Origin of the sequence: Amycolatopsis sp. CA-161197, assembly GCF_050942255.1 — a bacterium.
Classification (GTDB): domain Bacteria; phylum Actinomycetota; class Actinomycetes; order Mycobacteriales; family Pseudonocardiaceae; genus Amycolatopsis.
This window is the reverse complement of sequence record NZ_CP192059.1, coordinates 4,153,401-4,172,308: the sequence shown is the minus strand read 5'-3', so window position 1 is coordinate 4,172,308 and position 18,908 is coordinate 4,153,401. Positions and strand designations below refer to the sequence as shown.

General features: G+C 71.8%; 20 protein-coding genes and 1 pseudogene. 12 read left to right on the top strand and 9 right to left on the bottom strand.

Annotated features, from left to right (window positions below):
• Nucleotides 1-45: 45 nt before the first annotated feature.
• Both ACQPXB_RS19965 and ACQPXB_RS19960 read left to right on the top strand, forming a co-directional pair.
• Nucleotides 46-987 carry an ABC transporter substrate-binding protein gene (locus ACQPXB_RS19965; protein WP_432854351.1) on the top strand — a complete coding sequence of 314 codons (942 nt, stop codon included), beginning with the start codon at nt 46-48 and terminating at the stop codon, nt 985-987.
• A 3-nt stretch (nt 988-990) separates the two neighbouring features.
• Nucleotides 991-1,431: an RpiB/LacA/LacB family sugar-phosphate isomerase gene (locus ACQPXB_RS19960; RefSeq protein WP_386955212.1), complete on the top strand. Its 441-nt coding sequence runs from the start codon at nt 991-993 to the stop codon at nt 1,429-1,431.
• Here ACQPXB_RS19960 and ACQPXB_RS19955 read toward each other — a convergent pair.
• From ACQPXB_RS19955 to ACQPXB_RS19930, 6 genes are all read right to left on the bottom strand, one after another.
• Complete coding sequence (locus ACQPXB_RS19955; RefSeq protein WP_366581723.1) at nt 1,412-1,993, bottom strand: 2,3-bisphosphoglycerate-dependent phosphoglycerate mutase; 582 nt, start codon at nt 1,991-1,993, stop codon at nt 1,412-1,414. The genes ACQPXB_RS19960 and ACQPXB_RS19955 overlap by 20 nt on opposite strands.
• Nucleotides 1,990-2,844: an alpha/beta fold hydrolase gene (locus tag ACQPXB_RS19950; protein ID WP_432854347.1), complete on the bottom strand. Its 855-nt coding sequence runs from the start codon at nt 2,842-2,844 to the stop codon at nt 1,990-1,992. The genes ACQPXB_RS19955 and ACQPXB_RS19950 overlap by 4 nt, the downstream gene beginning before the upstream one ends.
• Nucleotides 2,845-2,856: 12 nt before the next feature.
• A complete protein-coding gene (locus ACQPXB_RS19945) occupies nt 2,857-3,693 on the bottom strand; it encodes a 3-methyl-2-oxobutanoate hydroxymethyltransferase (RefSeq protein WP_432854344.1) in 837 nt (278 codons plus the stop codon).
• Nucleotides 3,690-4,151 (bottom strand): hypothetical protein, encoded by a 462-nt coding sequence (locus tag ACQPXB_RS19940; protein ID WP_432854341.1) that lies wholly within the window; start codon nt 4,149-4,151, stop codon nt 3,690-3,692. Before ACQPXB_RS19940 ends, ACQPXB_RS19945 begins: the two co-directional genes overlap by 4 nt.
• Before the next feature lie 34 nt (nt 4,152-4,185).
• Nucleotides 4,186-5,469 (bottom strand): aromatic ring-hydroxylating dioxygenase subunit alpha, encoded by a 1,284-nt coding sequence (locus ACQPXB_RS19935; RefSeq protein WP_366581719.1) that lies wholly within the window; start codon nt 5,467-5,469, stop codon nt 4,186-4,188.
• Between the two features lie 95 nt (nt 5,470-5,564).
• A complete protein-coding gene (locus tag ACQPXB_RS19930) occupies nt 5,565-5,891 on the bottom strand; it encodes a 2Fe-2S iron-sulfur cluster-binding protein (RefSeq protein WP_360606663.1) in 327 nt (108 codons plus the stop codon).
• Between the two features lie 116 nt (nt 5,892-6,007).
• Here ACQPXB_RS19930 and ACQPXB_RS19925 point away from each other — a divergent pair, with 116 nt between their 5' ends.
• Entirely contained in the window at nt 6,008-6,736 is a 729-nt protein-coding gene (locus ACQPXB_RS19925) for a hypothetical protein (protein ID WP_432854336.1), read from the top strand.
• 24 nt (nt 6,737-6,760) lie between these two features.
• Here ACQPXB_RS19925 and ACQPXB_RS19920 read toward each other — a convergent pair.
• Nucleotides 6,761-7,585, bottom strand: a pseudogene (locus ACQPXB_RS19920) (oxidoreductase).
• Between the two features lie 184 nt (nt 7,586-7,769).
• Here ACQPXB_RS19920 and ACQPXB_RS19915 point away from each other — a divergent pair.
• From ACQPXB_RS19915 to ACQPXB_RS19905, 3 genes are all read left to right on the top strand, one after another.
• On the top strand, nt 7,770-8,738 hold the full coding sequence (locus ACQPXB_RS19915) for an Lrp/AsnC family transcriptional regulator (RefSeq protein ID WP_432854333.1): 969 nt from the start codon (nt 7,770-7,772) through the stop codon (nt 8,736-8,738).
• Between the two features lie 144 nt (nt 8,739-8,882).
• Nucleotides 8,883-9,191 carry a hypothetical protein gene (locus ACQPXB_RS19910; protein WP_432854330.1) on the top strand — a complete coding sequence of 103 codons (309 nt, stop codon included), beginning with the start codon at nt 8,883-8,885 and terminating at the stop codon, nt 9,189-9,191.
• Entirely contained in the window at nt 9,188-10,507 is a 1,320-nt protein-coding gene (locus tag ACQPXB_RS19905) for a DUF4474 domain-containing protein (RefSeq protein WP_432854327.1), read from the top strand. Before ACQPXB_RS19910 ends, ACQPXB_RS19905 begins: the two co-directional genes overlap by 4 nt.
• Before the next feature lie 9 nt (nt 10,508-10,516).
• Here ACQPXB_RS19905 and ACQPXB_RS19900 read toward each other — a convergent pair whose 3' ends face one another.
• On the bottom strand, nt 10,517-10,792 hold the full coding sequence (locus ACQPXB_RS19900) for a hypothetical protein (RefSeq protein WP_432854325.1): 276 nt from the start codon (nt 10,790-10,792) through the stop codon (nt 10,517-10,519).
• Between the two features lie 77 nt (nt 10,793-10,869).
• Nucleotides 10,870-11,982: an NAD(P)-dependent alcohol dehydrogenase gene (locus tag ACQPXB_RS19895; protein ID WP_432854322.1), complete on the bottom strand. Its 1,113-nt coding sequence runs from the start codon at nt 11,980-11,982 to the stop codon at nt 10,870-10,872.
• Nucleotides 11,983-12,181: 199 nt separating this feature from the next.
• Between ACQPXB_RS19895 and ACQPXB_RS19890 the strand changes: the two genes are divergently transcribed.
• From ACQPXB_RS19890 to ACQPXB_RS19865, 6 genes are all read left to right on the top strand, one after another.
• Nucleotides 12,182-13,471 (top strand): MFS transporter, encoded by a 1,290-nt coding sequence (locus tag ACQPXB_RS19890; protein WP_432854319.1) that lies wholly within the window; start codon nt 12,182-12,184, stop codon nt 13,469-13,471.
• A 25-nt stretch (nt 13,472-13,496) separates the two neighbouring features.
• Nucleotides 13,497-14,450, top strand: a complete 954-nt coding sequence (locus ACQPXB_RS19885; RefSeq protein WP_432854316.1) for an MBL fold metallo-hydrolase — start codon at nt 13,497-13,499, stop codon at nt 14,448-14,450.
• Between the two features lie 5 nt (nt 14,451-14,455).
• Nucleotides 14,456-15,421 carry an amidohydrolase family protein gene (locus ACQPXB_RS19880; protein WP_432854313.1) on the top strand — a complete coding sequence of 322 codons (966 nt, stop codon included), beginning with the start codon at nt 14,456-14,458 and terminating at the stop codon, nt 15,419-15,421.
• On the top strand, nt 15,418-16,527 hold the full coding sequence (locus ACQPXB_RS19875; RefSeq protein ID WP_432854310.1) for an iron-containing alcohol dehydrogenase family protein: 1,110 nt from the start codon (nt 15,418-15,420) through the stop codon (nt 16,525-16,527). Before ACQPXB_RS19880 ends, ACQPXB_RS19875 begins: the two co-directional genes overlap by 4 nt.
• A 27-nt stretch (nt 16,528-16,554) precedes the next feature.
• Complete coding sequence (locus ACQPXB_RS19870; RefSeq protein WP_432854307.1) at nt 16,555-18,018, top strand: aldehyde dehydrogenase family protein; 1,464 nt, start codon at nt 16,555-16,557, stop codon at nt 18,016-18,018.
• Between the two features lie 64 nt (nt 18,019-18,082).
• Entirely contained in the window at nt 18,083-18,877 is a 795-nt protein-coding gene (locus ACQPXB_RS19865; RefSeq protein WP_366581707.1) for an IclR family transcriptional regulator, read from the top strand.
• Nucleotides 18,878-18,908 lie beyond the last annotated feature (31 nt).

Below are 18,908 nucleotides of genomic sequence, written 5' to 3'. Positions count from 1 at the left end.
AGTGACTGCACGACGCGTAACTCCACGACGACGAGGCGAGGACCGATGGCCGAGCACCTGCTGACCGTGACCCGCACCCAGGGTAACAACCGCGCGCTGACGTCCGGCGAAGTCGTCCCGGCCGGATTTCCGTTGGCGTTCAAGGAAGAACCGGTTCTCGTCGCCGGGTTCCGGCGGATGGTCCGCGAGCTCGCCTACGACGTCTGCGAGATGGCGCTGACGACCTACCTCACCGCCCGCGAGCACGGCGTGCGCTTCACCGCGCTGCCGGTCTTCCTGGTCCGCGGCTTCCACCACGGCGCGATCCTCGTGCGGAAGGACTCCGGCATCACCGAGCCGGGCCGGCTCGCGGGGAAGCGGGTCGGCGTGAACCGTGGCTACACGGTGACCACCGGCGTCTGGGCGCGCGCGATCATGGCGCTCGAACACGGCCTCGACCTCGACTCGGTCACGTGGGTCCTCAGCGGCGACGAGCACGTGGAGTCCTACCAACCGCCCGAGAACGTCGAACCGGCCGCCGCCGGGAAAAGCCTGGCCGATCTGTTGCTGGCGGGCGAACTGGACGCGGTCGTCAACACCAAAGTGGACTCACCCGAGGTCGTGCCCCTCATCGCCGAACCGGCCGAGGCGGGGTTCGCCGCGCTGCGCGAACGCGGTTTCTACCCGATCAACCACCTCGTCGTCGTCAAGGACGAGGTCCTCGACGCCCACCCGGGCGTGGCGAAGGCCGTGTTCGACGCGTTCGCGGAATCCAAGCGCCGCTACGTCGAGCGGCTGCGGGCCGGGGTCGCCGAAACCGCCGACGACCGGATGTACGCCCGGGTCATGGCCGAGACCGGCACCGCCGACCCCCTCCCCTACGGCATCGAACCCAACCGCGCGATCCTCGAGCTCCTCGCCGAACAGGCGGCGGCGCAACACATCCTGGCGAAACCGGTGGACGTCGACTCGATGTTCGCCCCCGCGACCCGCGAACTGGCGGGCTGAGCCGTGCGCATCGCGATCGCCGCCGACCACCACGGCGTCAACCTCAAGCAGCGCCTCACCGCCTGGCTCACCGCCCACGGGCACGAGGTGACCGACCGCGGCTCGCACGGCGAAACGGACGTCGTCGACTACCCGCCGTTGTGCGCCGACGTGAGCCGCCGCGTCGCCGACGGGCGGGCGGACGCCGGCATCGTGCTCGGCGGCAGCGGGCAGGGCGAGGTCATCGCCTGCAACAAGATCCGCGGCGTGCGCGCGGGGCTCGGGCACAGCACGTTCATGGTGGAGATCTCGCGCGGCAACAACAACGCCAACGTGCTCGTGATCGGCACGAAGGTCATCACGGACGACGAAGCGGAACGGCTGCTCGCGCTGTGGCTGGCGACTCCGTTCAAGGGCGGCCGGCACCAGGACCGCATCGACCAGATCACCGCGCTGGAAGCCTGACCTCCGGCCGGAGCGGGACGGCGGTCGGCACCTCGGCGCCGATCGCCTCCCCCACGTCCAGGCCGCTCACGTGGGCCAGCAGCATGCGCAGCGAGTTGCCGTGCGCGACCACGAGCACCGGACGGCCCGATTCCAGCAGCGGCAGCAGCACCTCGTGCCAATACGGCCGCAGCCGCTCGTGCAGCATCTGAAGGCTCTCGCCGCCGGGCGGCACGCCGTCCGGCGACCGCCGCCAGCGCTCCACCGCCTCGGCGCCGAACCGCGCCCGCGCGTCGGCCCGCCGAAGTCCTTGCAGTGCACCGTAATGCCGCTCGACGAGCGCCGGGTGGTACACGGCCGCGACGGTCGGCGCGAGCACGTTCCTGATGATCGCCGCGGTGTCGGCGGCGCGGGCCAACGGCGAGCAGTGCACGACGGCCGGACACCAGCCGGCCAATGCTTCCGCCGCGGCGCCCGCTTCGCGGACACCGGCCGGGGTCAGCGGGACGTCGAGGTGCCCGGCGAACAGGTCCCCGGCGTTGGCGGTGCTCTCACCGTGGCGAAGCAGGACGAGCCGAGTCACCGGTCGTGCCCGCGCAGGAACTCGAGGACGCGGGCCGGCGCGGTCTCGGCCGTCTGCTCGGCGACCGGGACGTCCCAGTACTCGTGCACCGGCAGGCATTCCTGGAGGTAGCGCGCGGCGGAAGGGGCGTGCGAGCTGTCCTGTCCCGGCACGATCAGCGCGGGCACGTCGCAGGTCATCAGGTCCTCGGGCTCGACGCCGGGGACGGTGTCGCGGTCGAAGAGGCCCCGCACCGAGGCGGTCACGAGCAGGTCGTAGCGAGCCGGGTCGAAAGCCGCGTACGCCTCGGCGAAGGTCTCGTCGCTGCGCAGCGGCGCGGCCCACGGACCCACGCGCGGGTCCTTGCTGAAGCCGGCGTTCGTCGACCGGGCCAGGTCGACGACGGCGGGAAGCCCGTGCTCGGCGACGAAGGCGAGGTGGCGCACGAACCGGCGGTGCTGCGCCATCCGGTACCTGGGCCCGCCGGCCGGCGAGAACAGCACCATGCTGCGCACCCGCTCCGGTGCCGCGACGGCGAGCGCCGCCGCGGTCGAGCAGCCGACGCAGCCGCCCATCGTGTGCGCCGCGTCGATGCCGAGGTGGTCGAGGAGCCCGAGCGCTTGGCGCGTGTACACCGGCCAGTCCAGCCGCTCGAGCCGGCCACCCGACTGTCCCGACTCGCGCCGGTCGTAGACCACACAGGTGTAGCCGGCGGCGAACGCGTCGAGGAAACCGAGGTCGCGGTAGCGCCCGAAACCGGTCCAGTTGTCCAAAGTGGAATCGAAGCCGCCCGGGCTGAACATCAGCAGCGGCGGGCCCGCACCGACGGTCTCGTAACGCGTGGCGATCCCGTCCAGCACGACCACGGGCATGCGAACTTCTCCTCAGCTCTGCGGCACCTTGATGCCACCGCGGATCTGCCTGCCGCCGCGGATGTCCGCGGCGCAGTCGGACAGGGCGTCGAACACGATCCGCGCGACGTTCGCGTAGGTGTCGGGCTCTTTGTCCACATTGGCCGCGGTGTAGCCGATGGCCGCGGTCGCCATGCGGATGCGCCCGTCGAGCCACGGACCGCCCCCGAACCCGCCGAGCACGGGGATCGACACCGCGTCCACCACCGCCGGCCCCACCACCGGGCCGGAGTTGGTGAAGTTGAGCGCGACGGCTCCGGCCGATTCGAGGCGCTTGGCCTCCGCCACCAGCTCGTCGAGCATCTCGTCGGGCACCTGCGCGACGCTGGCCGCCGAGTACTCGATGCCGTGCTTCAGGGCGGTCTGCGGCGTGATCCCGAACTGCGCGAAGACCGGGATGCCCGCCCGGGTGACGGCCTCGACCGCGTCCGGGAAGTCGGCGGCGCCGTCGAGCTTCACCAGGTCGACGCCCGCCTCCTTGACCAGCCGGATCGCCGCGTCGACGGCACTGGCCGCGCCCTGCTGCAGCGGGCCGAACGGGAAGTCGCAGCTGAGCAGTGCCCGCCGGACTCCCCGCCGCACCGCCTTCGCGACGACGAGGACCTCGTCGAACGTGATCTCGAGCGGGTGCGGCTGCCCCCACAGGTTGACCCCGACGGTGTCGCCGACCGAGACGATGTCCACGCCGACCCGGTCGGCGATGCGCGCCATCTGGTAGTCCCAGGCGACGATGCAGACGCTCTTCTCGCCGCGCGCCTTCATCACCTGCAGAGCCGGGATGGTGACTTTCGCTTCGTTCCCGGAGTTCATGCGCGCGTCGCTTTCAGCAGTTCGAACAGGTCGTCCTCCTCGGCGGGCACCAAGAGGATCCGGGCGTGCGGACGCAGCGAGAACAGCGCGTCGTTCGCGAACCCGTCGGAGGTCACGACCAGACCGGCCGTCATGATCCCCCGCACCGTGCAGGCCGCGCCGATGGTGGCCGCCGCCTCCGCGTTCTCGCCGGTGGTCGACACCAGCACGACGGTGTTGCTGTCCTTGAGCTCGTCGGTCAGCGCCACCCGGTCGCCGGCCATGGTGACCAGCTCGTCGCCGGGGCCGGAAACGGAGTAGAACCGCGCCTGCGCCCACTGCTCGGCAGCGGTTCGCGCGACGATGCCCTTCGCCGCGTCGTCGAGCGCCACCACCCGCGTGTTGCGGGCGGCGGACAACGGGTAGTCGATCCGGAAAGCCGCCTCCTCGGCGGTCGCCGCGCGGGCACAACTGCTCACCAAACCTCGTTGCGACACTGCGTTCCCCGCCGTCTCAGACCGTGGTCTGCGGCACGCCCGGCTTGGCGACCATCGCCTCGCCGATGCCGTCCACAAAGGACTGGTCGGCGGGTAGCACGACCGCGACCGAGCGCACCTTCTGGTCCCGGGGCCGGTTGCCCGCGGGCTCGACGCCGTCCTCGGCCAGCGCGAGCGCGGCCTTGCGCAGCTTCTGGCGGGCCTTGATGATGCCCGCGTCGGTGGCGACGAGACGTTCCTTGGTGCGGTCGACGATCGGCCCCATCGACTCCTGCAGCGACGAGTCCTGCAGCGCGATGCCCTTGATGCCGGAGTAGGTCTCGCCGCGCCGCTGTGCGTCGCGGTCCATGAGGTAGTCGTTGTCCTTGTTCGCGAGCGGCCGGTAGTTCTCGTCGTTCGCGCTGTGCACGCCCAGGCCGGCCCGCATGGCCGCGACCTCTTCGCCGTCGAGCTGACGGGTCGGGTGGTAGTCGAAGCTCCAGGCCCAGCAGTTCTCGTCGTCGATCGGCACCCAGAAGTGGCCGTGCATCGGGTGGTCGGCGCGCGGCGGGACCATGGTGAAGTTCGGCAGCACCCACGGCGTCACCCGCCAGTAGTAGTGCCCCTCCTCCGCGCTGCGGCGGGCACCGATGAGCAGACCGCCCTCGTAGTCGACGACCTCGAAGAACGGCTTCAGGTCCGCGCGGTTGTAGGCGTTGCCCTTCGAGCCCTTGAACAGCGGGTCGCTGTCGAGGCTGCCCGAGTGCAGGAAGGTCACGTGACTGGAGTCGATGCCGCCTTCGAGCGCTTGCAGCCAGTTGCACTCCTGGAAGCGCTTCGACGTGAACGCCTGCCCCTCCGGGACCGTCACGAACTCCCACTCCGGCAGCGGCGGCTGCGCCTCGGGGTCGCCGAAGTAGGCCCACAGCACGTCGCCGCGCTTGATCATCGGATAGGACTTGAGCTTGACGTTGGCGCAGAAGTTGCTGGTCTCCGGCTCGCTCGGGACCTCGATCGCCTGGCCGGTGTAGTCGTACTTCCAGCCGTGGTACGGGCAGCGCAGGCCGCCGTCCTCGTTGCGGCCGAACCAGAGCGAGACGCCGCGGTGCGCGCAGAACTCGTCCATCAGGCCGTAGCGGCCCTCCGAGTCGCGGAAGGCGATCAGCCGCTCCGAAAGGATCTTGACCCGCACCGGCGGGCAGTCGTCGGCGGGCAGCTCCTCGGCCAGCAGAACGGGCTGCCAGAAGCGCCGGAACAGAGCGCCCATCTTGGTGCCCGGCCCGGTTTGCGTCAGCAGTTCGTTGATCTCTGTTCGGAGCACGCTGAAGTCCTTTCACGCCGGCGATCGCGAAGCCGTTATAGGATTGAATATCAGACCATTGAACCACTGGCAATGACGAGTTCCCCGTGCCGAGGTCAGACGACCTGCTCCCCCGGCACGTCCACGGTGAGCCCGTCGAGCTGCGGCGTCACCTCGATCTGACACGACAGGCGGCTCCCGGCCCGCCGGTCGCCGACCGCGAGATCCAGGAGGTCGTCCTCCATGTCACCGACTTCGCCGACGTGATCCAGGTACTCCTCCCGCACCCACACGTGACAGGTGCCGCACGACAGGCAGCCCCCGCACTCGCCGATGATCCCCGGCACCCCCGCGCGCACGGCCGCACTCATGACGCTCTCCCCCACGGAGGCGTCGACCGCCCGCTCCTCGCCGGCGTCGTCGACGTACACGACCTTCGGCATGTCCCACTCCTAGCCGCTGACTAATGGACTTACCAATATACCGGTTCGGTTCGGGTACGCAAGACACCAAGAGCCTGGTGGCCTTCTGTCAGGCCGTCGGCAAGACGAGGCAAAGCGTGGGTAACAAACGGCAGACGCCCGCCGATCCCCTGATCGACATCGCCCTCGCCTCGAAGGACTTGCCCGTGACCCAGGACCTGCCGGTGCTCGTGGAGACGCCGGCACCCCCACGCCGCTCGGTTTCCCCGGTGATCGCCGCCGCGATCGGCCTCGTCGTCGGCGCGGCCGGCGTCGGCGTCCCGTGGCTGCTGACCACCCACGACACCGGAGTCGCGAGTGGACTGCCGCTCCAGGCGCCCGCCACACTGGGCGGCGTCGACAAGGCCGACGTGCAGCCCGTCAAGGTCAAGGACGACCTCGCCCACCGCCAGTTCGCCGAGCGCAACGCCGCCTCGGACCGCGAGAACACCAACCGCGTCGCGGCCGCGTACGGTGCGCCGGCGCTGGTGCAGACCTATACCGCGGTGGACTTCGCGCACTCGTTCCAGATCACCGCCGTCCGCACACACGCTCCCGGGCTCGCGATCCCGTACGAGCAAAAGGACAACGGCCTCGCCGGGCCCACCAACGAACTCCGCCAGGTCGGCGACGTGTCCTGCGTCCTTCACAACGACCTGGCGCCGTTCGAGGAGCCGACGCCGGACAAGACGTCGGTCCTCCTGTGCCAGCGAACGGATCCCGGCCTGACCGTCCAGCTCAAACCGCTGGGCGACGACACCAGGGAACACAGCGATCCGGCTGTGTGCGCGGCGATGATCGACGAAGCGTGGGCCAAGTTGCACTGACCCCCGTCCCCGGCCGGCCGCGGGTCACCGGCGGTCCCAGGGAGCGGTGGCGCCCTCGCTGCCGACCGTGTCCAGTTTGGACAGTGCCTCGGCGGGCAGGGTGAGGTGTGCGGCGGCGGCGTTCTGGCGCAGGTGCTCGATCGACGACGTGCCGGGGATCAGCAGGGTCGTGGGTGAGCGGTGCAGGAGCCACGCGAGCGCGATCCGCAGGGACGGGCGGCCGAGGTCGTCGGCGACCTCCTGCAGTGCGGCCGACTGCAGGGGCCGGAAGCCGCCGAGGGGGAAGAAGGGGACGAACGCGATCCCGTCGGCCGCGCAGAGGTCGACCAGGGGGTCGTCGTTGCGGACGGCGAGGTTGTAGAAGTTCTACACCGCGCGGACGGGGGCGACGGTGCGCGCCGCTGCCACCTGTTCGAGGCTGACGTTGCTGACGCCGAGGTGCTTGATCAGGCCTTCCTGCCGCAGCTCGGCCAGCACGGTGAACGGCTCGCGGAGGTCGGCCGCCGGGTCGGTCATGCGCAGGTAGACGAGGTCCAGGGCGGGCAGGTCGAGGTGGTCGAGGTTGTCGTGGACGGCGGAGATGAGCTCGTCGCGGGAAAGCGCCGCGGGCCAGGACTTGTCGGGACCGCGGCGGGCGCCGACCTTGGTGACGAGGTGCAGGCCGGCCGGGTAGGGGTGCAGGGTGTCGCGGATGAGCCGGTTGACCGTGTGCGGGCCGTAGTAGTCGCTGGTGTCGATGTGGGTGAGGCCGAGGGCGACGACCTCGTGCAGGACGGCCATGGCGGCGTCACGGTCGCGGGCCGGGCCCCAGGCCACGGGGCCGGCCAGCCGGATCGCGCCGAAGCCCATGCGGGTCGGGTGGAGGTCCTCGGCCAGGGCGAGGGTGGTGCTCGGGTTCACGGAGGTGTCCGTTCCGGTCGGGTGTTCGGGGACAGGACCAGCTTCGCGAGCCCGACCACCATCACTCAGGCCACAGCCGGAATCGCGAGGTGAACCGCCAAAACCGGCGCACGAGCGGCAGTAAACTTCCACCATGGAGCAGATCGATCGCCGGATCGTGCACTGCCTGCAGCGCGACGGACGGGCGCCGTTCCGCCGGGTCGCCCAGGCGCTGGGGGTGTCCGAGCAGACGGTCGCCCGGCGCTACCGGGCGTTGCACGCCGGCGGCGCGCTGCGGATCCGGGCGACGCCGACCCCGCGCGCGACCGGGCAGCAGCGCTGGTTCGTCCGCGTGCAGTGCCGGCCCGACGCCGCCGACGCGCTGGCCGAGGCGATCGCGGCCCGCGACGACGTGTCGTGGGTCAGCGTCACCTCCGGCGGCTCCGAGATCGTGTGCGTCGCGTTCAGCGATCCGGGGGCCGCGCGGGGGTCGGTGCTGGCCCGGCTGCCGCGCACCAGCCAGGTGCTGAGCTTCGTCGCCTTCGCGGTGATGCACATGTACGTCGGCAGCGACGCCAAATGGCTCGCCTACGACGATCCGCTCACCCCTGATCAGCTCGCGCAGCTCGACCCGCCCGCGACCGACCGGCCGGGCACGCCGATCCGCGAGGAGGACGCGCCGCTGCTGGCCGAGCTCGCCCGCGACGGCCGCGCCGGGGTCGTCGCGCTGGCCCGGGCGACCGGCCGGCCACAGTCCCGGGTGTCGGCGAGGCTGGCGGAGCTGCTGGCGTCCGGCGCGCTGCACGTCGCGGTCGACCTCGCCCCGCCGCTGTTCGGTTTCCACGCCACGGCCTACCTGTGGCTCACCGTCACCCCCGGCGACCTCGACGCCACCGGACGCGCGTTGTCGCTGTACCCGGAAACGACGTTCTCCGCCGCTGTCACGGGCGCGGCCAACCTGCTGATCACCGTCACGTGCCGCGATGTCGAGGCGCTCTACACGTTCGTGACGACCAAGGTCGGCGTGCTGCCCGCCGTGCGGCAGGTCGAGGTGGTGCCGGTGCTGCGCCGGCTCAAGCAGTCGAGTACGCGGGTCCACGAGGGGCGCCTGGTGGTCGAGTGAGCCGAACCGCTTGACCCGCAAGGGAACCGGGAGCGGAATCCGGGCGTCTCAGACCGGACGAGTGTTACATTACCGGCACGGAATGTCACTCGGCCTCGCCGGTGGCCTCCGCCTGGCGAGCGGGACAGCGCGGAAGGAAGCTCTGTGGGGTTCGAGGTCGATGTCGAGAACATCAGCAACGCCGCGGCCAAGCTCGGCCAGGGCACGCCACCGTCGCTGTCCGCGCCGGGGTCGCCGAACGTGGGCGGCACCGATCGGGCCGGCGGCTTCGCGGGCGACTACGAGGTCTGGCTGCTGACCCGGCAGGAAGATCTGGACGCGGCGCGCCAGCAGGTCGAGAGCCTGGTCGAAACCATCGGCAACGCCGCGAAGAGTTACGACACCAGCGACACCGAAGCACGCGGCGTCTTCCTGAAGGCGCTCGACAGCGGGTTCGAACGGATCGACCGGTGACGGCGGTGTTCGACAAGATCCGTGAGCTCGCCGGCAAAGTGGAAACGGGCAGCACCACCGAGCTGGACGATCGGGCCCGCGCGTGCCGGGCCACCAAGGAATCGGTCAAGGACGCCCAGGCACTGCTGGAAAGCGTCCGCACCCAGCTGAGCGAGAGCTGGCACGGCGGGGCCGGCGAGTCGGCCCTTTCGTCGCTGGACGCCTTCAAGAAGAACCGCGAGGACCAGGCCGAGGACCTCGAGGAGTCGGCGAAGTCGTTCGAAGTCGTGCGCGACGCGCTGGCGAAGGCGCAGTCCGACGCGAGGAGCAAACGCGAGGACGCCGAGAAGTTGCAGGCGAAGCTCGACAACGTGTGGAACGACCTCTCCCACGGCAAGGGCAACATCGTGTTCGCGTGGGCGCAGGACAAGATCGTCAAGGCCGAGGCCCTCGTCCTGCTCGCCGATCTGCAGCGGGCGGTCACCACCTACGACGCGGTCCTGCTCGCCGAGGGTTTCAAGCTCCGCAACAGAACCGGCCAGGTGTGGGAGCTCGCCGGCTCCGAGAAGCGGAACCCGGCCGAGATCGCCGCGATCATCCTGCGCGAGATCCCCGGCCTCGCCGCGCTCGTGGCGAAGAACCCGAAGCTCGATCTCGCGCTGCTCAAGGGAGATTGGGACACGATCATGCGCGACCCCGAGGTCGCGCAGAAGATCTACGACTACTTCGGCTTCAAGTACGTCGAGGGCGGCGACTTCTACACCACCGGCGAGCACTCCGTGCAGAGCTACCTCGGCTGGCACGACATCTACGACAAGATGGAGAAGCTCATCGGCGCGGACCTCGACCGCACCAGCGCCCAGGGCGACAACATGGAGTTCACCGACCCCAAGACCGGGAAGCAGTACCGGCTGGAACTGTGGAAGGGCAGCTACGGGTTCGGCGGTGCGTTCGGCGGCGAAGTCGGGTTCTACACGCGCGAGGCGGGGTCGCAGGACCCGTCCGGCTACTTCTCCGCCGCCCAGGGCGACGACCAGATCAAGGTGACCCAGCAGATCTACGACAAGAAAAGCGGCAAGGTCTACTTCACCAACGACGGCGAGGGCGCCGACGGCACCGACAAGCGGCACTTCTGGAACCTGGCGATCCGCTCGGAACCCGGCGTGCACCCCGAACAGCTGTGCCAGCGAGCCACGATCGAGGTGCGCGACACCGACCTGCGCGACCGGATCTACAACGAGATGACGCGGTACGCGGCCGCGCACCCCGAGGAGAACCTCACCGTCACCAAGGTGTCCGACCACCCGCCCGTGCTCGGCTACGACTGGAAGAAGTGACCCGGGGCGTCACAACGAGGTCAGCGGCTTGAACTCCCACGGCTCGTCGTCGTCTTCGCGAGCCCCGCGGCGGCCGCGTGCCGGGACCTCGCGGTCGGCGAGGCCGGCGAACACCTCGGCGACGTCGATCAGCCCGGCGACCTCGTCGGCGACGCCCCGGCCGTGCCGCTCGTCGACCTCTTCCAGCCCTTCGCGCAACACGGCGACCGCGGCGTTCCTGGCTCGGGCACGCAGCGCGCGGGCCAGCTTTTCCGCGGTGTCGCCGGCCCGTCTCGACTCAGTCATGGGCACACCCTATCCGGCCAGGGCGGGTGAAAAGGCCCATTTCGCACGCCGTTCCGGGCGAACCCGCGGCAGCACGGTCAGAACACCAGAACCGGTTTGACCGTCTTCCCGGACGCGGCGTCTGCGGCGGCCTGGTTGATGTCCTCGAACCGGTAGCGGCGCTGGATGCGGTCCAGCGGCAGCACGCCGCGGCGGTAGGCGTCCACGAGGAACGGGACGAACGTCTCCGGCTCGCTGTCGCCGAGGGTCACGCCGCGGATCGTGCGTCCGGGCAGCAGCCTCGGGACGTCGAAGCTGCCGCGGCTGCCGGTGCGGGGCGCGCCGACGACGGCGCAGCAGCCGCCGACGGCCAGCGCCCCGACGAGCTCGTCCAGCACCGGCACCACACCCGTCGTCTCGACGACGTGGTCGGCTCCGCGGCCACCGGTGAGGGCGCGCACGTCCTCGCCGAGGTCACGCCCGCGGGTGTCGACGACGTCGGTGGCCCCCAGTTCGAGCGCGAGCTCCAGCCGCTCCGGCAGCCGGTCGACCACGATGATCCGGGACACCGCCGTCATCCGGGCCGCCATGACCGCGGACAGGCCGACCGCGCCCGCACCCGCGACGACGAGCGTTGCTCCGGGACGGGGGCGGAGCACGTTGAGCACGGCGCCGGCGCCCGTCTGCACGCCGCAGCCGAGCGGGGCGAGCACGGGCAGGTCCGCCTCGGCGAGGTCGGCGGGGAGCACCACCACGCCCCGCTCGTCCGCCAGCACCTCGCGCGAGAACGAGGACTGGCCGAAGAAATGGGCGTTGAGCTCGGCCTCGCCCCGGCGGACCGTCGCCGACCCGTCGGCCCGCCTCCCGCCGAGCAGGTTCAGCGACAGGTGGTCGTCGCAGTAGGCAGGATGCCCGTCCCGGCAAGCCGGACAACGACCGCAGGACGTGAACGTCAGCAGGACCCGGTCGCCGGGCCGGGTGCGCGTGACCCGCTCCCCCGTCTCGACCACCACGCCCACGCCCTCGTGCCCGAGCACCCCGGGCAGCGGGAACGGCGTGACCCCGGCTACCACGCTCAAATCGGTGTGGCACACACCGGTTGCCACCAACCGGACCCGCACCTCTTCGGGACGCGGCGGTGCGAGCTGCACCTCGGCGAGCTCGAAGGCGCCGCCCTGCTCGCTGACCACCGCGGCCGTCGTGGCGCTCATCGGTCGTCCTCACTCATCCTGGCTCCTCTGGCCGCGTCGACAGTGTGCGGCCACAGTAACTCCGATGGTGTCCTAAAAAACAGGTCTTGACCCTCAAAAAATAGGATGCGATGGTCTGAAGGCTTCCCCCAGCACCCACTACCCGCCGCCTCGACGCCGAGCACGCGCGCCAGGGGCCTGTGAATCCCCGGAGACCACGATGGCCGTACCCGCCCGATCTCCGCTCGCCGGAGCCCCCGCGCCCGCCCCGCCCCGCGAGCGGCGCACGCGCCCGGAAGCCGGCACGGCCGTGGCCGTCCTCATCTGCACCGTCGTCACGATCATGGAGGGCTACAGCCTGATCGTGTACGGCTCCGTCGTGCCGCTGCTGCTGGCCGACGGCTCGCTCGGGCTCACGCCCGCGTCGGCCGGTGTCGTCGGTAGTCTCGTGTACGTCGGCATGTTCTTCGGCGCGTTCGGCGCAGGCGTGCTCGGCGACCGCATCGGCCGCCAGCCCGTGCTGCTGGTCTGCATCACGGTGTTCGGCGCGGGTCTGCTCGCGGCGGGCTCGGCCGGCTCGGGCAGCGGGCTCGGCATCGCCCGGCTGGTCTCCGGGCTCGGGGTCGGCGGCGCGGTCGTCACAGCGCTGGCCATCGCCCGCGGCCACGCCCCCGCGCACCGGGTCGGTCTCGTCGTGAACGTGACGATGGCCGGGATCCCGATCGGCGGCACCCTCGCCGCGCTGCTCGGCATCGGGATCATGCCGGCGTTCGGATGGCGCCCGATGTTCCAGTTCGGCGCGGTGCTGACGCTGGTGATCCTCGTGGTCGCCGCCGCGTTCCGGCTGGAGCCCCGGCGCACCGCGGCCGGCCGCGAGTCCGGAGACCACCGGCGCGGCTCCACCTTGCGGGCCGTGTTCTCCGGCCGGGGCGTCCTGTTCGCGGTGCTCGCCGCCGCGGTCGCCATTCCCAACATGTTCACCTGGTTCGGCCTCAACGTGTGGCTGGTCGGCACGATGAGCGCCCTGCAGTACCCGCTGACCTCGGCGCTGGCCTTCTCCCTCACGCTGACGGCGGGCGCCATCATCGGCTCGCTCGGCACGGCCGGCTGGGCCGACCGGTGGGGCCCGCTCAAGGTCGGCGCCGTGACCGCTGCCGCGACCGTCGTGGGGCTCGCCGGGGTCCTGGTCGGGGGCCGGTCCCTCCCGGTGTTGTACGCCTGCATCTTCCTGATGGGCGTCGGCGGGCACTCCACCGCGAACCTGGTCAACGCCGCGGTGAGCAACCTCTTCCCCGCCTCCGCCCGCGGCACCGCCATGGGCTGGACGAACGGCATGTCGTACTTCGGCGCGCTCGGTCCCGTGCTCGGCGGGACGGTGCTCGCCGGATCCGGTCCCTACGGCGTTTTCGCCCTCTACGGCGCCTCCGCGCTGCTCGCGCTCGTGGTGATCACCGTCTTCGCCCGCGCGGCGGGGTCCGCCGCCCGCCCGCCCCTGCCCGTCACCCACTGACCCGTCCGTCCGAGGAGACCGAGACATGAGCACCCACCCGCCCACCGACCGCCCCGCGCCCTACGCCCGGTTCCGCTTCGGCGGCTTCGAATGCACCGTCGTCAGCGACGGCATGCTCGAGATGGGCCCCGCGCGCGGCAACTTCCCCGCCGCCGACCCCGCCGAGGTCGACGCGCTGCTGACCGACCACCACCTCTCGCCCGAAGACGTGCGGCTCAACGAGAACATCCTGATCGTCGACACCGGCTCGGAACTGGTTCAGTTCGACACCGGCGTCGGCACCGATCCGGCGCTGGGGCGCGGGTTCTTCGGCCCGCGCACCGGACACGCCGTGCCGGCGATGCGCGAGGCGGGCATCGACCCCGCCGACATCGACGTCATCGCCCTCACCCACGCCCACCCCGACCACGCGTGGGGGCTCGTCGATCCGGACGGCCGCCCCGTCTATCCCAACGCGGTCCTCGCCGTCAGCAAAGCCGAGTTCGACCACTGGACCGATCTCGGCAAGGTCGGCTCGGCGCCCGACGAGCACCGCAAGGACCACTTCCGCGGCGCGCACAAGAACCTGATGCCCTACGCCGAGGCCGGCCGGATCCGCTGGGTCGAGGACGGCGACGAGGTGGCCACGGGCATCCGCGCCGTCGCCACGCCCGGCCACAGCCCCGGGCACGTCGTGTACACGATCACCAGCGGCGACGAGACGATGGTGTGCTGGGGCGATCTGTGCCACCACCAGGTCCTGCTGCTGCAACGGCCGGACTGGGCGTTCCAGTTCGACTTCGACGGCCCCGGCGCCACCGCGCAGCGGCGGCGGATCTACGAGCTGGTCGACGAGGGCCGGCACGCCGTGCTGGGTTACCACTTCCCGTTCCCGGGGCTGGGTCACCTGCGCCGGGATCGCGACGGCTACACCTGGCTGCCCAGCGAGCTCGAACGGGCGCTGCCGGTGGCCGCCGACGTCGTGACGCCGGGGCGGTGACCGCGATGAGCAGGATCGACGTCCACGCGCACTTCGTGCCCGGCTTCTACCGCGAGGCCCTCGTCGCGGCCGGGCACGCCCGGCCCGACGGGATCAAGGCGATCCCGGAGTGGAGCGCCGAGGAGGCGCTGGAGACGATGGACCGGCTCCGGGTCTCGCGGTCCTACCTGTCCATCTCCTCGCCGGGGGTGCACTTCGGCGACGACGCGGCGGCCGCCGGGCTCGCCCGGCGCTGCAACGAGGAAGCCGCCGAGCTCGCCGCCCGGTACCCCGGCCGGTTCGGCTGGTTCGCGTCGGTGCCCCTGCCGGACGTCGACGCGGCGGTCGCCGAGGCGCACCACTCGCTGGGCCGCCTCGGCGCCGACGGGATCGTCCTCGAGACCAACGCCCACGGCCAGTACCTCGGCAACCCGGCGCTGGAGCCGCTGTACGCGCTCGCCGCCGAAAGGCGCGTGCCCGTGTTCGTGCACCCCACGACGCCGTACGAGGCCGGGCACCTCGCGCTGGGCTACCCGCGGCCCATGCTGGAGTTCCTGTTCGAGACCACGCGCTCGATCACGGACCTGGTGCTGTCCGATGTGCTGCGGCGCCACGAAGACCTCCGGGTCATCGTGCCGCACGCGGGCGCCGCGCTGCCGATCCTCGCCAACCGGATCGAGCTGCTGCTGCCCCTGCTGGCCGAAGGCGGCGGGACCCCGCCGAGCATGCGGGACGCGTTGCGCGCACTGCACTTCGACCTCGCCGGAGCTCCCGTCCGGGAAATGCTCGACGCCTTGCTGTCGGTCGCGGACCCGGACCGGATCCACTACGGCAGCGACTACCCGTTCACCCCACCCGACGCCTGCGCGCGGCTCGCCGAGCGGCTCGACACCACCGACCAGCTCGACGGGCCCCTGCGGGCGAAGATCGACTCGGCCAACGCGGAAGCGCTGTTCTCCCGGCGCGCCCGGGAAGCAGGAGTGCTGTCATGATCCCGACGTTCAGCGTGACCACCCGCGTCGTCAGCGGCCTGGGCAGCCTTGCGCTGCTCCCCGACGAGCTCGCGGCCCTCGGCGCCCGCCGGGTGGCGGTGGTCGCCGACCGGGGCGTGATCGACGCGGGCCTGCTGGCGACGGTGCTGCGCCCGGTCGACGCCGGGCTGATCGGTGTGACCGTGGCGATCGACCCCGATCCGGACGTCGCCGAGGCCGAGCGGGCCGCGGAAACCGCGCGGCGGCACCGTTGCGACAGCGTGGTCGCGGTAGGCGGCGGCAGCGCACTCGGCGCGGCGAAGGCGGTCGCCATCCGGCTCACCAACGACGAGCCGATCGACCGGTACGCCGGCGTCGGCCGGGTTCCGCTCACCCCCGCGCCCACGCTCGCGGTGCCGACGACCGCGGGCAGCGGCAGCGAGGTGTCGCAGGTTCTGGTGCTGCACGAGGCCGGCCGCCCCGAGGAGCTCGTGGTGCGCTCGCCCGGGTGCGAGCCGCGCACCGCTCTGCTCGACGGCACCGTGCTTCGTGGGCTGCCGCAGGCCCCGATGTTGTACGCGGGCCTGGACGCGCTCTCCCACGGACTGGAGGCCCAATGGGCGCGGCGAGGTTCGTCGTTCACCCGCGCGCTCGGGATCGCGGCGGCGCGCGACGTGCTCGACCTGCTCGCGTCCGCAGTGGACGGAGCCGCGTCCGGCCGCAACGCGGAAGGCGGCAACGACCACGAGCTGCAGTGGCTGCTGGAGGCGGCCTGCGCGGCCAACATGGCTTGCGGCAACAGCGGTCTGACCCTCGTGCACGCCCTGTCCACCGCTCCTTCGGTGCACCTGCCCCACGGCCTCCAGAACGGGGTGCTGCTCCCGCACGTGGCCCGCTTCAACTCCGGGTTCTCCCCGCGGGCGGTCACGGAACTGGTCACCGAGCTGCCGCGGCTCTACGAGACGGTCGGGTTCGCGGAGCGGTTCTCCCCCGGCTCCGTGGGGCGGGCCGAGGCGGAGGCGATGGTCACCGCGAGCACCGGGCATCCGTTCCGGGCGAACAACGTCCGCGAATCCTCCGACGAGCAGCTGCGCGGACTGCTGGCCGCCGCCGGTGCCGAACTCTGAACCGGGCCGCACAAGGGAAAGGACGCCATGACGGACTTGCTCGAGACTTCCCGCTGGACCGGCCGGATCTTCTCCGGCGGCTGGATTCCCGGCGAGAACGGGGAAATCCCTTCGGTCGAGCCCGCCACCGGCGCGGTGCTGGGCCACGTCGGCGCGGCGTCCGCCGCCGACGTGCACCGCGCCACCGCGCGGGCGGCGCAGGCTCAGCGGGCCTGGGCGGCGCTGCCCTATCAGGACCGGGCGGCGGTGCTGCGGCGCGCGGGCCGGCTTTTCGAGGACCACCGCGAGGAAATCGAAACCTGGCTGGTGCGCGAGTCGGGCGCCGTGCGGGCGTTCGCCGGAGTCCAGACCATCGAGGGCGGAGCGGAGGAGTGCCACGCCGCCGCGGCGCTCGCCGCCGCACCCTACGGGGAAGTCCTGCGCTCGCACCAGGACCGGTTCTCGTTCTCGCGCCGGCTGCCGGTCGGGGTCGTCGGGGTGATCTCCCCGTTCAACGCCCCGGTGGTGCTGGCCTTGCGCGCCGTGGCACCGGCGCTCGCGCTCGGGAACGCCGTGGTGCTCAAGCCCGATCCGCGCACCGCCGTGTGCGGTGGGGTCGTGCTCGCGCGGATCTTCGAAGAGGCGGGCCTGCCCGAAGGGCTGCTGCACGTCCTGCCCGGGGGCGCCGACGCGGGCGCCGCCGTGGTCGAGGCACCGCAGACCCGGGTGATCGCGTTCACCGGCTCGACCCGCGCGGGCAAGGCCATCGCGCTCGCGGCCGCCCGCCGGCTCAAGCGCGTGCACCTGGAACTCGGCGGCAACTCCGCACTGATCGTGCTGGACGACGCCGACCTCGACCTCGCCGCGTCGGCCGGCGCGTTCGGCACCTTCCACCACGCGGGCCAGATCTGCATGGCCAGTGGCCGGCACCTGGTGCACGCCTCGGTGGCCGAGCGCTACGCGGAGCTGCTGGCCGAGCACGCCGACAAGCTGGCGGTCGGCGACCCGCGCGGCCCCGTCGCGGTGGGACCGATCATCGATGCCGGGCAGCGCGACGGGATCCACCGGATCGTGACCGACAGCATCGGCGCCGGGGCCCGGCTCCTGGCCGGGGGCACCTACGAGGACCTGTTCTACCGGCCGACCGTGCTGGCCGACGTTCCGCTGTCGGCACCCGCGTACGCCGGGGAAGTCTTCGGTCCCGTGGCCCCGGTCGTGGCGTTCGCCGACCTCGACGAGGCCGCCCGGCTGGCCGCCGGCACCGAATACGGCCTCTCCCTGGGTATCCTCACCCGCGACGTGGCCAAGGGCATGGCGCTGGCGGAGCGGATTCCCAGCGGCTTGGCCCACATCAACGACCAGACGGTCAACGACGAGGCCACCGCGCCGTTCGGAGGGGTCGCCGAGTCCGGCACCGGCGCCCGCCACGGCGGCACGGCGGCGAATCTGGAAGCCTTCACCGAGCAGCAATGGGTCACCGTGCGCGGGCGGCCTCCGCGATACCCGTTCTGAGAAAACCGCCGGACCCGCCGGGCCGGTGGTGACGGGCCGGCCACGTAACCGCTAGGATTCCCGTATGTCAGGACAGCAGTCGCGATCGAACGGCTACCGGGAGCGGAACTCCACGGCGGACCGCGCCCTCGAGATCCTCGGCATGTTCGGGGACGACACGCCCGTGATCACCGGCACGCAAGTCGCGGCGCAGCTGGGGGTCGCCCGGTCGACCGGGTACCGCTACATCCAGACGCTCGTCGCGAACCGCTACCTCGAGGAAGCTCCGGGCGGCGGCTTCCGGCTCGGGCTGCGGCTGCTCGAACTGGCCCGGCTGGCGCGGCGGACCTACGGCCTGTCCGAGATCGCGATGCCGGTGCTCACCGGGCTCGCCGAGTCGGTCAACGAAACCGTGCTGCTCACCCGCCGCGTCGGTGATCTGGTCGTGTGCCTCGACCGCGCCGAGTCCCAGACCCACCGGGTGCGGATCTCCTACGAGCGCGGCAGCACGCTGCCGGTGAACGCCGGCGCCTCGGCGCTGGTGCTGCTCGCCTGGACCGACCCCGCCGAAGCCCGGGCCCTGCTGGAAGGCTCCCGGCTGCAGCGCTTCACCGCGGCCACCCTGACCGAGGTCGACGACCTGATGGCACGGCTGGAGCAGATCCGCGCCGACGGTTACTCCATCACCCGCTCCGAGCTCGACCACGACGTCCTCGGCGTCGCCGCCCCGATCCGGGACGGCGAGCAGCGCGTGGTCGCGGCGGTGAGCGTGGCGGCCGTGGCCTCGCGGGTCTCCCGTCAAGGCGAAGACGAGATCCGCACCGAGGTCTGCCGCGCCGCGCAGACGATCAGCAACCGCCTGTCCGCCGCCGACGGCTGAGCCGGGCCGGGCGTGACGCACCTGCCCGGCC